Here is a 13384-nt window from a genome sequence, read left to right as displayed (position 1 = left end):
GTATGGGCGGCAACGACGATCGGGCGCACACGGTGGCGCGATTGAACTCCGTGCGCAGACAACACGATTCCGCCCGCGATCGCGTCGTGCCCGAGGACCCGCGACCCGACACCGGGTCCATCGAACCGGATTGGCTGCTGCCGCAGGCACAACGAGCAGACACCCCGTGGTCGGCCCTGCTGCCGTCACGGTGGCGATCTGCCCGCGTGAACCCAGGGAAACAGGGGGCGCTGGCCATGGCGGCGGCCGGGGTTTTCGTGGTGCTGGTCGCGGGATTCGCCGTGGTTCGAGACGCACCGACGCCCGCACCGGCACCACCGCTCGCTGTGGTCGCGACCGACACGGTGGATACCGATGGCACGGTGGATGCCGGTGACGCGGTCGATCCTGTGCCGAGCGGCGAGGCCGAACTCGTGGTGAGTGTCGTCGGGCTCGTGACGCGGCCCGGATTGGTTCGGCTGCAACCGGGTTCGCGAGTCGCCGACGCGCTGGCCGCGGCAGGCGGCGCAGTCGACGGTGCCGACCTGCTGGCGCTCAACATGGCCGCGCGAGTCGCCGACGGTGATCAGATCGTCGTCGGAGTCGTGCCGCCCGAGGCAGCTCCACCGGTCAGCAGTACGACATCCGAGATCGGCGCATCGACAGACGGTAGCGGCGTACCGGCCGGGGTCGGAGGTTCCACGCCCGGCGGGACTGTGGACCTCAACGCCGCGACCGTCGCAGAACTGGACGCATTACCCGGGGTCGGGCCGGTCACCGCGACCTCGATCGTGAGTTGGCGAGAGACCAACGGCCGCTTCGCAACCGTGGATCAGTTGGCCGAGGTGGACGGGATCGGGCCCGGCAGACTGGCAAAGATCCGCGACCTGGTGCACGTCGGATGACCACCGGTGCCGCGTCCACCGACGCGCCGCAGACCGAGGATCGCCTGCCGTTCGATGTGCGCCTGGTTCCGGCCGCCGCGGTGTGTTGGTCGATCACCGCGGTCGGCATTCTCGGAGGCCCCGGTGCTGCCCTGGCCGCTACCGCGTCGGCGGTTTCGATGGTGCTGCTCGTCGCAGTGGCACTGCACGGGTTGTCGATCCGGCGCGCCTGGCCGGGTCCGAGTTGGTCGGGTGCGGCCGCGGTGATCGTGCTGGCGCTGTGTTTCGGTGGAGCCATCTGGCTCCAGATGCGCTCGCTGGCCGATCATCCCGTGGCTGCGGCGGCCGAGAACCGAGCCTGGATCACCGCGTCGGTGCAGCTGGAGGAAGACCCACGACGGCTGACGGCTCCCGGACCCGCGACGGTGATGGTGAAGGCAGAGATGACGAGAGTCGACGTGGGCGGCGAGGCATTGCACGTCGGTGGACGGGTGTCGATCATCGCACCGGAGTCGAGTTGGTCGGCATTGCTGCCGGGCCAGGTGGTCACCGTGCGGGGCAGGCTCGGTGAGCCGATTCGGCCGGACATGACCGCGGCCGTGATCCGTACGTCGGGTCCGCCCGTCACCGTGAACGAGCCAGGGACGATCTCTGCGGCAGCCGGCACCTTCCGGTCGAACTTGGCTGCGGTGGCGCAGAATTCGATGCCACCGGATCGTGCGGGTCTGCTACCCGGTCTGGTGGTCGGCGATGTGTCGCGGCTGGACGAGACGGTATCGGACAATTTTCGGGCTGCCGGCCTCACGCACTTGACGGCCGTGTCCGGAGCGAACTTCTCGATTCTGATCGGTGCTGTTCTGTTGGTGTTGCGAGGTATCGGAATCGGGCCCCGTGCAACGGTGGCGGTGGCGTTCGTCGTACTCGTGGCGTTCGTGATCGTGGCCCGGCCGTCGCCGAGTGTGCTGCGCGCGGCAGTGATGGGGTCGATCGGCTTGGTGGCGTTGGTCACCGGCCGACGGAGGCAGGCGGTACCGGCGCTGTGCGGCGCGGTGTTGGGGCTGCTCGGGTGGTGGCCGAGGCTGGCGGTGGACGTCGGATTCGTGCTGTCGGTGTTCGCCACCGCCGGGCTGGTACTCGTCGCTCCGATCTGGGTCGACTGGCTTCGGGCTCGCGGCTGGCCCAGGGCGGCAGCGGAAGTGGTGGCGGTCGCCGCGGCTGCGCACGCGGTGACGGCACCGGTGGTCGCGGCCATGGCGGGAACGGTCAGCGTGGTGGGAGTGGCAGCGAACGTGTTGGTGGCACCGGTCGTCGCTCCGATCACCGTGGTGGGCTTTCTGACGGCAGTGACCGCCACCGTCAGCACCTCGCTCGCGGAGCTGATCGCGCAGTTGGTGTCGGCGCCGCTGTGGTGGCTGATCGCGGTGGCAGAGAAGGCTGCGTCGGTGCCGGTTGCGGGCGTCGTGGTCCCCGACGGCGTCGTGGGCGCAGCACTGGCAGCGTTCTCGACGGCCGCGCTGCTGACGGCGTTGCGTTTCACCGTGTTTCGGTGGCTGGCCGCGGCGGTGGCGATGGCTGCACTCGCGATGTGGACGGCGCACGTTCTGTGGTGACCGCTCGGACCCCGAGCGGATGCTCGCAGTGTCGGTCGCACATGGCACGATCATGGTCGTGACTTCGAGTGTGGCTCCACTGCATCTGGTCCTCGGCGACGAGGAACTTCTGATGGATCGCGCGGTAGCCGCGATCGTGGCCCAGGTGCGTGCGAATGCTGCGATTCCGGGAGAGGACCTGCCGGTCACACGGTTGCGCACCGGTGATGCCAGTGCCCCGGAACTCGCCGAACTGCTGAGCCCGTCGCTGTTCGCCGAGGACCGTGTTCTCGTGCTCGAGGCCGCGGCCGAGGCAGGCAAGGACGCTGCTGCGCTGGTACTCGACGCCGCCACCGATCCGCCCGAGGGCGCTGTGGTCGTGGTCATGCACTCCGGCGGCGGCCGGGCCAAGGCGATGGTCGGCGCGCTGCAGAAATGCGGCGCACAGGTGCACGAGTGCGCCAAGCTCACCAAGCCTGCCGAACGCATCGACTTCGTGCGCGGAGAGTTCCGTACCGCCGACGTCCGGGTGAGCGGCGACGTGATCGAAGCGGTTGTCGAGTCCGTGGGCAACGAACTGCGCGAATTGGCATCGGCCTGTTCGCAGTTGGTCTCCGATACCGGGGGCAAGGTCGACCTCGCCGCGGTGCGTCGGTACTACTCCGGCAAGGCCGAGGTCTCCGGATTCGACGTCGCGGACAAAGCGGTGATCGGAGACCGAGCCGGCGCGCTCGAGGCTCTGCGCTGGGCGATGCACCGGGGCGTGGCGCACGTGTTGCTCGCCGATGCGTTGGCCGATGCCGTCCGGACCATTGCGCTGGTGGGTTCGGCCGGCCGCGGCGACCCGTTCCGCATGGCAGGGGAGTTGGGTATGCCGCCGTGGAAGATCAAGAAGGCGCAGGGCCAGGCGCGTGGGTGGAACGGCCGATCCATCGCCCAGGCGCTGCGCGTGGTGGCGCAACTGAACGCCGACGTCAAAGGTCAAGCAGCGGACGCGGACTACGCGGTGGAGAAGGTGGTGGCCGAGGTCGCCTCACTGGGCAGATAGCGTCGACAGCTCGCAGAGCGCACCGAAACACCCAACGCACGACAAGCCGAGCGCACGAAAAAGCCCGCCGCATCCTGGTCGGATGCAGCGGGCTCGATCGAGCTCAGTGTTGTATCAGAGCTTGTTGACTGCGAGAGCCAGTGCCGACTTCTTGTTGGCTGCCTGGTTCTTGTGGATGACGCCCTTGCTGGCGGCCTTGTCGAGCTTGCGGCCTGCATCGAGAAGAATCTCGGAAGCCTTGTCCTTGTCGCCCGCAGCCTGTGCCTCGCGGAACGAGCGGATGACGGTACGAAGGGAGGACTTCACCGACTGGTTGCGCAGGCGTGCACGCTCGTTGGTGAGAATCCGCTTCTTCTGGGACTTGATATTGGCCACGCGTAAAATCCTTGTCGTCTTCGTCGGTATTCCGGTCAGGGCGATCCATGCTGGAATGCCCGAAGTCTGCTGCTGAGCGTTGGAGCCCTGCGCCGAAGATCGAGAATACCAGTACGGTCGGCCAGAACCCAATCCGGACCGGGGTGACGATGCGTTTCAAGAAATTAACGCTTCTACCGCGCCTAACTCCTGTCTCTGTAGCAACATGGCCAGAATGAGTCCGCGATCGGCAACGCATGCCACCACCAAGGCCAAAGCGACCAAAACCAAGTCAGCGGATCGTGACGAACCCGAAGCCGACGGAGTGTTCGGCGGGTATTCCGACGTCGGAAAGTACAGTCTCGCGTTCGACGAGATGTTCGACGCCGACGGGCGCACCCGAACTCCGTACAAAGGCATCCACACCGCACTCGCCCCGGCGAACGCGGTGGACCTGGACGCGAGATCCGACGCGTTGGGACGAGCCTTCATCGACCAGGGCATCACGTTCTCGCTGTCCGGCCAGGAACGTCCCTTCCCGCTCGATCAGGTGCCCCGCGTCATCGCCGCAGGGGAGTGGTCCCGTCTCGAGCGCGGCATCAAGCAGCGCGTCAAAGCGCTCGAGATGTTTCTCGCCGACATCTACGGCGACCAGGAGATCCTGCGCGACGGAGTGGTACCCAAGCGGCTGGTGACCTCCTGCGAGCACTTCCACCGGGAGGCGGTCGGCATAACGCCGCCCAACGGTGTGCGTATCCACGTCGCGGGCATCGACCTCATTCGTGACGCGCAGGGCACGTTCCGCGTCCTCGAGGACAATCTGCGGTCACCGTCGGGCGTGTCCTACGTCATGGAGAACCGTCGCACCATGGCCCGGGTGTTCCCCGACCTGTTCGCCAGCCACCGCGTCCGCGCCGTCGGCGATTACGCCTCGCATCTGCTGCGGGCACTGCGCGCATCGGCTGCCCTCAACGAGGCCGACCCGACCGTGGTGGTTCTCACTCCGGGCGTCGCCAACTCGGCGTACTTCGAGCACTCGTTGCTCGCCCGGCTCATGGGCGTCGAGCTCGTCGAAGGACGCGACCTGTTCTGCCGAGACAACATCGTCTACATGCGCACCACCGAGGGCGAGCGTCAGGTCGACGTCATCTATCGACGTATCGACGACGACTACCTCGACCCCATGCAGTTCCGTCCCGACTCCGTGCTCGGAGTGGCAGGACTGGTCAATGCCGCTCGCGCAGGCAACGTCGTGATCTCGAGTGCCGTCGGAAACGGCGTCGGCGACGACAAGCTCGTCTACACCTACGTACCGACGATCATCGATTACTACATGGGTGAGAAACCTCTGTTGGCCAACGTCGACACGTTCCGGTGCTGGCTCGACGACGAGTGCGAGGAAGTCCTCGACCGCATCGACGAACTGGTCATCAAGCCGGTGGAAGGCTCGGGCGGCTACGGCATCGTCTTCGGGCCCGACGCCTCGCCGAAGGAACTCGCGACCATCAGCAAGAAGGTCCGCGCAGATCCGCGCGGTTGGATCGCCCAGCCCGTCGTGCAGCTCTCGACGGTGCCGACCAAGATCGGCGATCGATTGGTACCCCGCCACGTCGACCTGCGGCCGTTCGCCGTCAACGACGGCGACGACGTCTGGGTGCTGCCCGGCGGCCTGACCCGAGTCGCGTTGCCGGAGGGATCTCTGGTGGTCAACTCGAGCCAGGGCGGCGGCAGCAAGGACACCTGGGTGCTCGCCACCCGAACCTCTCAGGAGGAGCAGGAGCTTGCCGGCGAGGAGATCGTCAGCGTGCCCCCGGAGTCGCCGATGGCCGAACAGGGCCCGGAGCTGACGATGGACCAGCAGATGAATCAGCAACAGCAGCAACAACAGCAGCAGGCAACGAACTCGGACTCGAACGGCGGTGGACAGTAAATGCTCGCGCGCAACGCAGAGTCGCTCTACTGGATCGGACGGTACGTCGAGAGAGCGGACGACACGGCCCGCATTCTCGACGTCACCGTCCACCAGCTTCTCGAGGACGCCACGGTCGATCCCGACCACACTTCGCGAGTGTTGTTGCGAGTGCTCGGGTTCAAGCACGAGCCGGACGTCTCGCTCGACGTGTGGTCGCTCACCGAGGTCGTCGCCTTCAGCCGCGACGGATTGGGTTCGATCGTGGACTCGCTGTCGAGCGCGCGTGAGAACGCCCGTGGTGCACGAGAAGTCACGTCCAGCGAGATGTGGGAGTGCCTCAACACCACGTACAACGGGCTCAACGAGCGCATCAGGGCGTCCAAGCGCACCGGCCCGGCCGAGTTCTTCAGCTACATCGAGGAGCGCGCAGCGATGTTCGCCGGTCTCGCGGACTCCACCCTCAGTCACGACGACGGCTATCGCTTCCTCCTGCTCGGTCGCTCGGTCGAGCGCATCGACATGATCGTTCGGTTGTTGCTCTCGCGAGCCGGTGACCGGCCGTCGTCGCCGGCTTGGGTCACCGTGCTGCGCTCCGCCGGTGCTCACGACACCTACTTGCGCACGTACCGCGGCGCGCTCGACGCCCAGCGAGTTCTCGAATTCATGTTGCTGGACAGGCTCTTTCCGCGATCGGTGTTCTACGCACTCAACGAGGCGGAACGTTCGCTCGATCAGCTCGACCATCAACCCAACAGTCGAGTCGGTGCGCGCGCCGAAGCGCAGCGCCTCCTCGGCCGCGCTCGCAGCGAACTCGAATTCCTCCGTCCCGGTGAGATTCTCGACGATCTGCAGGAGCGCCTGCTCTCGCTGCAGGAAACGTGCCGTGAACTCGGTGACGCAATTTCCAAGCAGTATTTCCACGCTGCTCCGTGGGTTGCGTGGACGGACGCCGGCTCGGGAACATTCGAAGATCAATTGGAAGGTGAACTGTGAGCTGGCGTATGCGTGTCGTGCACACCACGGGCTATCAGTACGACGCACCGGTGACGTCGTCGTACAACGAGGCTCGGTTGACGCCGCGAAGTGACAACCGGCAGAACGTGATTCTGAACCGAGTCGAGACCAACCCGGTGACGCGTTCCTACCGCTACACCGACTACTGGGGCACCGCGGTGACCGCGTTCGACCTGCACGCACCGCACACCGAGCTCGAGGTCACCGGATCGTCGGTGGTCGAGACCGACCCCTTCGTCTACCCGGACGAGAACGCCTCATGGGAGGAACTCGCGAGCGACCAGGTGATCGACCGCTTCAACGAGGTCCTCGACAACACCGAGTACGTGCCGAAGAACAGGCAACTGGCGTCGGTGGCGAAGAAGCTGTCCAAGGGGCTACCGCCGCAGGAATCGGTCGTGGAGATCTCCAACTGGGTCAACCAGGAGATGTCCTACGTGCCGGGAACCACCGGCGTGCACACCTCGGCCGTCGAAGCGTGGTCGGAGAAGAAGGGCGTCTGCCAGGACTACGCCCACCTGACGTTGCTGATGCTGCGCAGCGTCGGCATCCCGAGCCGGTACGTCTCGGGGTACCTGCACCCGAAGAAGCAGGCTGCGATCGGTGCGACGGTGGAGGGCCAGAGCCACGCGTGGATCGAGGCCTGGACCGGTGCGTGGTGGGGCTACGACCCGACCAACGCCATCGCCGTCAACGAGCAGCACGTCTCGGTCGGACTCGGCCGCGACTACGCCGACGTGCCACCGCTCAAGGGCATCTTCTCGGGCGGCGGTTCGACGGCTCTCGACGTGGTCGTGGAAATCACCCGGTTGGCGTGATCCCGGTGCGTTGTGCGTTCCTCCGCGGGGCGCACAACGCACACATCAGTTCCAGCCGAAGTCACGTCGCAATCTGTTTGCGACGGAATCGAATTGGGGCTTGCTCAGAATCGCACCCTCGCGTCGAATACCGTCCTCGGGCACGTCGAGCACTCGATCCAGACGAATCCAGCTCGGTCGGCCCTCGGCGTCCCAGGACCCGGACCCGATCGACTGCCAATCACGGTCTCCGTCGCGGCTGCTCTGGCTCGACAACATCAGGCCGAGCAGATCGTTGCCCTCGCGTCCGATGACCAACACCGGGCGGTCCTTGCCCTGGCTCGCGTCTTCCTCGTAGGTGACCCAGGTCCAGACGATCTCACCGGGGTCGGCCTTGCCGTCCAGGTCGGGGGAGTACTCGATGGTGCGGGCGCGTTGCGCCGTTGGCCTGGTCTGCGATGCCACCGGACGCCCCGGACGAGGTGCAGGCGCGGACGTGCGCGTGGCCGTTCCGCTGATCGCGTCCTTGCCCTTCTGCAGGGCACCGGACTTCTGCAGTTGACGCAGCAGCCGAGGGCCCTCGCGCATCGCGATCTTGCTCAGTTCCCTGCCGAATCTGCTCCAGTTGCCAGCCATGCGGCGAGTGTAGCGATGCAGACTCTGCTGCTCATCGCCCGAACCGCGGGGACGTGAACACCCGAGTCGGACAGCCGGGGACGGCGCACCGTTCTCGGCGTGGGACGATAGGGAAACCCGTTCGCTCATTTCGAACACGCCAGCCGAAGGATACGAGTGCCCAGCTTCGCCGACACGACGTTCACCGATCCGTCCAGGATCAGGAACTTCTGCATCATCGCCCACATCGACCACGGCAAGTCGACGCTGGCCGACCGGATGTTGCAGCTGACGGGCGTCGTCGACGACCGGTCGATGCGCGCGCAGTACCTGGACCGGATGGACATCGAGCGCGAGCGCGGCATCACCATCAAGGCGCAGAACGTCCGGCTGCCCTGGGTCGTCGACGGCGAAGAATTCGTCCTGCACCTCATCGACACGCCCGGCCACGTCGACTTCACCTACGAGGTGTCGCGCGCGCTCGAGGCCTGTGAGGGAGCGGTGCTGCTCGTCGACGCGGCGCAGGGCATCGAGGCGCAGACGCTCGCGAACCTGTACCTCGCTCTCGACAAAGAGCTCACCATCATTCCGGTCCTCAACAAGATCGACCTGCCCGCGGCCGACCCGGACCGCTATGCCGCCGAGATCGCCCACATCATCGGGTGCGAGGCGGACGACGTGCTGCGCGTGTCGGGCAAGACGGGCGTCGGTGTCGAGGAGTTGCTCAACGAGGTCGTCAAGCTGGTTCCGGCCCCGGTCGGCAACCCGGACGGGCCTGCCCGCGCGATGATCTTCGACTCGGTCTACGACACCTACCGCGGCGTCGTCACCTACGTCCGCGTCGTCGACGGTGCACTCAATCCGCGCGAGAAGGTCACGATGATGTCAACCGGCTCGACACACGAGTTGCTCGAGGTCGGCATCGTCTCACCCGATCCGAAGGCGACCAAGGGCCTCGGCGTCGGCGAAGTGGGCTACCTCATCACCGGCGTGAAGGACGTCCGCCAGTCCAAGGTCGGCGATACCGTCACGACCTTCCGCAAGGGTGCGACCGAGCCGCTGACCGGCTACCGCGAACCCCGTCCGATGGTGTACTCGGGCCTCTACCCGCTCGACGGCTCGGACTACCCCGACCTGCGTGACGCTCTCGAGAAGCTGCAACTCAACGACGCGGCCCTGACCTACGAGCCGGAAACTTCGGTTGCTCTCGGCTTCGGCTTCCGCTGCGGCTTCCTCGGTCTGCTGCACATGGAGATCACCCGCGAACGGCTCGAGCGAGAGTTCAACCTGGACCTGATCTCGACTTCGCCGAACGTGGTCTACCGCGTCGAGATGGAAGACGGTGCCGAGCACATCGTCACCAACCCGTCGTACTGGCCCGAGGGCAAGGCGCGGGAAGTGTTCGAGCCGATGGTCAAGTGCACCATCATCTCGCCCAGCGAGTTCATCGGTTCCATCATGGAACTGTGCCAGGGACGACGTGGAGAACTCGGCGGCATGGACTACCTGTCCGAGACCCGAGTCGAGCTGCGCTACACCATCCCGATGGCCGAGATCATCTTCGACTTCTTCGACATCCTGAAGTCCCGAACGCGTGGATACGCCAGCCTCGACTACGAGGAGATCGGCGAACAGAGCGGTGCGCTGGTCAAGGTCGACATCCTGTTGCAGGGGGAGGCCGTCGACGCGTTCTCGGCGATCGTGCACAAGGACGCTGCCGCGGCCTACGGCAACAAGATGACGACCAAGCTCAAGGAACTCATTCCGCGGCAGCAGTTCGAGGTGCCGATTCAGGCCGCCATCGGCTCTCGCATCATCGCCCGCGAGAACATCCGCGCGATCCGCAAGGACGTGCTGGCCAAGTGCTACGGCGGCGACATCAGCCGTAAGCGCAAGCTGCTCGAGAAGCAGAAAGAAGGCAAGAAGCGGATGAAGACGATCGGTCGCGTCGAGGTGCCGCAGGAAGCCTTCGTCGCCGCACTGTCCTCGGAATCTTCCTCGGACAAGCCGAAGAAGTAGGCAGCTCCTGGTTGCCGGCAGCAACCTCACACCCTTTCTGCCGACTGCGCGCCCCCGCTCGTATCGAAGCAGGGGTGCGCAGTTGTCAGTAGGGGCGCGCGGTCCCCACCGAACTCCGGCGTGAAGTGCGGGCGAGTACATTTCGAACCTGTGACGACGCCGATTCTGAAGCAGTTGCGTGTTCCCGTTGTCGGTGCGCCGATGGCCGGCGGCCCGAGTACTCCCGAACTCGCGCGCGCCGTATCGGAGGCGGGTGGGCTCGGCATGATCGCCGGTGCGTTGCTGACGCCCGAAGCCTTTGCGGCGCAGATCGATTCGGTGCGCGGTCTGCTGTTCGGTGTCAATCTCTTCCTGCCCGAGGAGCCATCGGGTGCGGATGTGGAGTCCTATGCCGAGCATCTGGCGTCCTGGTTCGAGCGTTTCGACGCGGAGCCGGGAGAGCTGGTCCGACGCGACGACTTCTACTCCGAGAAGTTCGCGTGGCTGCTCGCGCACCCGGTACCCCTGGTGTCGAGTACGTTCGCGACGTTCGACGCGGACGAGGTCGCCCAGTTGCACGCCGTCGGGACCGAGGTGTGGGCCACCGTCGCCACCGCGTCGGACGCTTCGGTGGCCACCGCCAATGGCGTCGATGCGCTGGTGGTGCAGGGACCCGAAGCGGGCGGGCATCGAGGCACATTCGACGGCTCGGCCCCCGACGAGCCGCTGACCGAACTGCTGACCGCGGTGCGGGAGATCTCCGATCTACCGCGAATCGCTGCGGGCGGACTGATGGATGGCAACGACATTGCGCCACTGCTCGATTCGGGTGCCGCGCATGCCGCTCAGCTCGGAACCGCGTTTCTGAACACACCCGAGGCGGGCACCAAGCCGGTGCACCGAGAGCAACTGACGGTCGCTCCCGACACCGCGGTGACCAAGGCGTTCTCCGGCCGCCCCGCGCGGGGGCTGGTGAACGAGTTCATGCGCGAGAATTCCGAGGCGGCACCACTGGCGTATCCCGATCTGCACTATCTGACCGCGCCGATGCGTGCGAAGGCCGCGGCGGCGGGCGATCCGTCGGGACTGTCGATGTGGGCAGGCACCGGTTTTCGCCGTGCGAAGGCGAAGCCCGCGGCCGAGCTGATCGCCGAATGGGCGAGGCAACTCGGCCGCTGAGCCCTCCCGCTCAGGGGTTGGAGTGGGCGGGCTGGAAGTGCCCTGCCACCTGAGCTTCCTCGGCGCGGATGACGTGCACCACCGCATTGATCAGTGCGAGGTGGGTGAACGCCTGCGGGAAGTTGCCGAGATGACGGCCGGTGCGATGGTCGATCTCCTCCGCGTAGAGCTTGAGTGGGCTCGCGTACCCCAGCAGACGCTCGCAGAGGTGTTTGGCGCGAGGGAGCTCGCCGATCTCGACGAGCGCGGATACGAGCCAGAAGGAGCAGATCGTGAACGTCCCCTCCTCGCCCGCCAGACCGTCGTCGGTGGTGTCGGTTCGGTAGCGCAGAACCAGGCCGTCCTCGGTCAACTCGTCGGCGATGGCGAGCACCGTCGCACGGATGCGTTCGTCCTCGGCGGGCAGGAACCGAAGCAGCGGTGCCAGCAGCAGTGACGCATCCAGCGACGGGTCACCGTAGCGCTGAGTGAGGACACCACGAGAATCGGTGCCGTTCTCGAGAATGTCCGCCTTGATCTCGTCGGCGATCTCGTTCCACTTGGCCGAGTACTCCGTCTCGCCGTGGATGTCGGCGAGCTTGGCCCCTCGGTCGAGCGCAACCCAGCACATGAGCTTCGACGAGGTGAAGTGCTGCGGTTCACCGCGCACCTCCCAGATGCCACGATCGGGCTTGCGCCAGTTGGCGATCGCCTCCTCCACCTGGCGCTTGAGCAGGGGCCACAGGAATTCGGGGACGTGCTCGCGCGACTTGACATGCAGGTACACCGAATCGAGCATCGTGCCCCAGATGTCGTGCTGCTCTTGGTCGTAGGCTCCGTTGCCGATACGTACCGGACGTGCGCCGTCGTATCCGGACAGGTGCGGCAGCTCGCTCTCGTCGAGCGTCTTCTCGCCGCCGATGCCGTACATGACCTGGAGGGGATTGACTTCGCCGTCCGCCGTTGTCGCCACATCCGACATGAAGGCGAAGAAGTCGTTGGCCTCACGGTCGAGTCCGAGTGTGTACAGGCCCCACAGCGCGAACGTCGAATCACGTACCCACGTGTAGCGGTAGTCCCAGTTACGTTCTCCACCGGGGGTTTCCGGAAGCGATGTGGTCGACGCAGCCAGCAGGGCACCGGTGGGGGCGTAGGTCAGACCCTTGAGTGTCAGGGCGCTGCGCTGCAGGTAGCCCCGCCACGGGTGATCGGGGAATCGGCCGATCGTGATCCACTGCCGCCAGCATTCGGACGTGCGCCACATCTTGTCCGCGGCTTCCTCGAACGTCTGCGGCGCAGGCAGATCGGACCACGACAGAGCAACGAAGACGTTGTCGCCCTCCGTCATTCGGGTGCGGGCGCGGGCCTCGCGTCCTTCGATGCCGATGCGGAGATTGGTGGTCAGCTTCAACGTGGGCTGATCACCGCCCGCACTGGCCTCGCAGGTGGCGGTGGTCTCCTCGTACACCTTGCCGGTGTACTCCCACTTCGCCGGCGCGCGGTGGTAGTCGAAGGCCGGCTCGCAGCTCATCTCGAGTTCGACCGTTCCGCTGACGCACTTGATGGTGCGCAGCAGGATGTGTTCGGCGTCCCAGTCGCTCGGTGCGCGCTTGTGAGTACGAGAGCGTTGATCGGTGTTGTGCCACGGTCCCATGACGAGTGCATCGCGCACCACGAGCCAACCGGTTTCGGTCTGCCACGTCGTCTCGACGATCAGGCCACCCGGCAGGTATCGCCGCGCTGCGGGCACCGATTGACCGTACGGCCCGACCCGGAAGTGGCCCGCGCTGCGATCGAGGACCGCGCCGAAGATACTGGGGGAGTCAGGGCGAGGCACGCACATCCACTCGACCGATCCGTTGCGAGCGATCAGGCAGGTCGTCTCGCAGTCCGAGAGGAACGCGTAGTCGTCGATCGGCGGAAAGGCACTTCGATAGGACGTCAGGGTGGACACCGGTGCGTCGGTGCTGCCCAACGCTCCCTGAACCTCGACCCCGCCCAGACCTGGATGCCCCGACCCCATGGCGGGCTCGTCG

Annotated in this window: 11 protein-coding genes; 8 read left to right on the top strand and 3 right to left on the bottom strand. The window is 66.1% G+C overall.

The window, feature by feature from the left end; genetic code table 11:
* Positions 1–2: 2 nt before the first annotated feature.
* From CH251_RS08930 to holA, 3 genes are read left to right on the top strand one after another with little or no spacing between them, the layout of a single operon-like run.
* Entirely contained in the window at positions 3–884 is an 882-nt protein-coding gene (locus CH251_RS08930; protein ID WP_094612797.1) for a ComEA family DNA-binding protein, read from the top strand.
* Positions 881–2473 carry a ComEC/Rec2 family competence protein gene (locus CH251_RS08925; protein ID WP_094612796.1) on the top strand — a complete coding sequence of 531 codons (1593 nt, stop codon included), beginning with the start codon at positions 881–883 and terminating at the stop codon, positions 2471–2473. The genes CH251_RS08930 and CH251_RS08925 overlap by 4 nt, the downstream gene beginning before the upstream one ends.
* A gap of 58 nt (positions 2474–2531) precedes the next feature.
* Positions 2532–3500 (top strand): DNA polymerase III subunit delta, encoded by a 969-nt coding sequence (gene holA / locus CH251_RS08920; protein ID WP_373454928.1) that lies wholly within the window; start codon positions 2532–2534, stop codon positions 3498–3500.
* 114 nt (positions 3501–3614) lie between these two features.
* Here the strand turns inward: holA and rpsT are convergent, their stop codons facing one another.
* Positions 3615–3875 (bottom strand): 30S ribosomal protein S20, encoded by a 261-nt coding sequence (gene rpsT / locus CH251_RS08915; RefSeq protein WP_027497522.1) that lies wholly within the window; start codon positions 3873–3875, stop codon positions 3615–3617.
* A 355-nt stretch (positions 3876–4230) separates the two neighbouring features.
* On the opposite strand from rpsT, the gene CH251_RS08910 reads away from it, so the two are divergent.
* The 3 genes from CH251_RS08910 to CH251_RS08900 are packed head-to-tail and all read left to right on the top strand — an operon-like array spanning position 4231 to position 7598.
* The gene (locus CH251_RS08910) at positions 4231–5784 is read left to right on the top strand and encodes a circularly permuted type 2 ATP-grasp protein (protein WP_256978934.1); all 1554 of its coding nucleotides are present in this window, start codon (positions 4231–4233) and stop codon (positions 5782–5784) included.
* On the top strand, positions 5785–6759 hold the full coding sequence (locus tag CH251_RS08905; protein WP_032394562.1) for an alpha-E domain-containing protein: 975 nt from the start codon (positions 5785–5787) through the stop codon (positions 6757–6759). It begins immediately after the preceding gene.
* An 8-nt stretch (positions 6760–6767) separates the two neighbouring features.
* Positions 6768–7598 (top strand): transglutaminase family protein, encoded by an 831-nt coding sequence (locus CH251_RS08900; RefSeq protein ID WP_094612794.1) that lies wholly within the window; start codon positions 6768–6770, stop codon positions 7596–7598.
* Between the two features lie 45 nt (positions 7599–7643).
* Here CH251_RS08900 and CH251_RS08895 read toward each other — a convergent pair whose 3' ends face one another.
* On the bottom strand, positions 7644–8213 hold the full coding sequence (locus CH251_RS08895; protein WP_094612950.1) for a type II toxin-antitoxin system PemK/MazF family toxin: 570 nt from the start codon (positions 8211–8213) through the stop codon (positions 7644–7646).
* Positions 8214–8363: 150 nt separating this feature from the next.
* Here CH251_RS08895 and lepA point away from each other — a divergent pair, with 150 nt between their 5' ends.
* Positions 8364–10211: a translation elongation factor 4 gene (lepA, locus tag CH251_RS08890; protein WP_045194648.1), complete on the top strand. Its 1848-nt coding sequence runs from the start codon at positions 8364–8366 to the stop codon at positions 10209–10211.
* 150 nt (positions 10212–10361) lie between these two features.
* Entirely contained in the window at positions 10362–11369 is a 1008-nt protein-coding gene (locus CH251_RS08885; protein ID WP_094612793.1) for a nitronate monooxygenase, read from the top strand.
* Positions 11370–11379: 10 nt separating this feature from the next.
* On the opposite strand, the gene CH251_RS08880 is transcribed toward CH251_RS08885, so the two are convergent.
* Complete coding sequence (locus CH251_RS08880; RefSeq protein WP_373454934.1) at positions 11380–13371, bottom strand: glycoside hydrolase family 15 protein; 1992 nt, start codon at positions 13369–13371, stop codon at positions 11380–11382.
* Positions 13372–13384 lie beyond the last annotated feature (13 nt).

It is taken from the genome of Rhodococcus sp. 06-462-5, from assembly GCF_002258315.1.
Classification (GTDB): Bacteria; Actinomycetota; Actinomycetes; order Mycobacteriales; family Mycobacteriaceae; genus Rhodococcoides.
The sequence above is the reverse complement of the archived record's forward strand: the minus strand, read 5'-3'. Positions and strand labels throughout refer to the sequence as shown.

What these genes read in the sequence shown, in the direction of transcription:
- CH251_RS08880 (WP_373454934.1), bottom strand. Translation starts at nt 13,371, where the DNA reads ATGGGGTCGGGGCATCCAGGTCTGGGCGGGGTCGAGGTTCAGGGAGCG.
- CH251_RS08925 (WP_094612796.1), top strand. Translation starts at nt 881, where the DNA reads ATGACCACCGGTGCCGCGTCCACCGACGCGCCGCAGACCGAGGATCGC.
- CH251_RS08905 (WP_032394562.1), top strand. Translation starts at nt 5,785, where the DNA reads ATGCTCGCGCGCAACGCAGAGTCGCTCTACTGGATCGGACGGTACGTC.
- CH251_RS08910 (WP_256978934.1), top strand. Translation starts at nt 4,231, where the DNA reads ATGTTCGACGCCGACGGGCGCACCCGAACTCCGTACAAAGGCATCCAC.
- CH251_RS08895 (WP_094612950.1), bottom strand. Translation starts at nt 8,213, where the DNA reads ATGGCTGGCAACTGGAGCAGATTCGGCAGGGAACTGAGCAAGATCGCG.
- CH251_RS08900 (WP_094612794.1), top strand. Translation starts at nt 6,768, where the DNA reads ATGCGTGTCGTGCACACCACGGGCTATCAGTACGACGCACCGGTGACG.
- CH251_RS08930 (WP_094612797.1), top strand. Translation starts at nt 3, where the DNA reads ATGGGCGGCAACGACGATCGGGCGCACACGGTGGCGCGATTGAACTCC.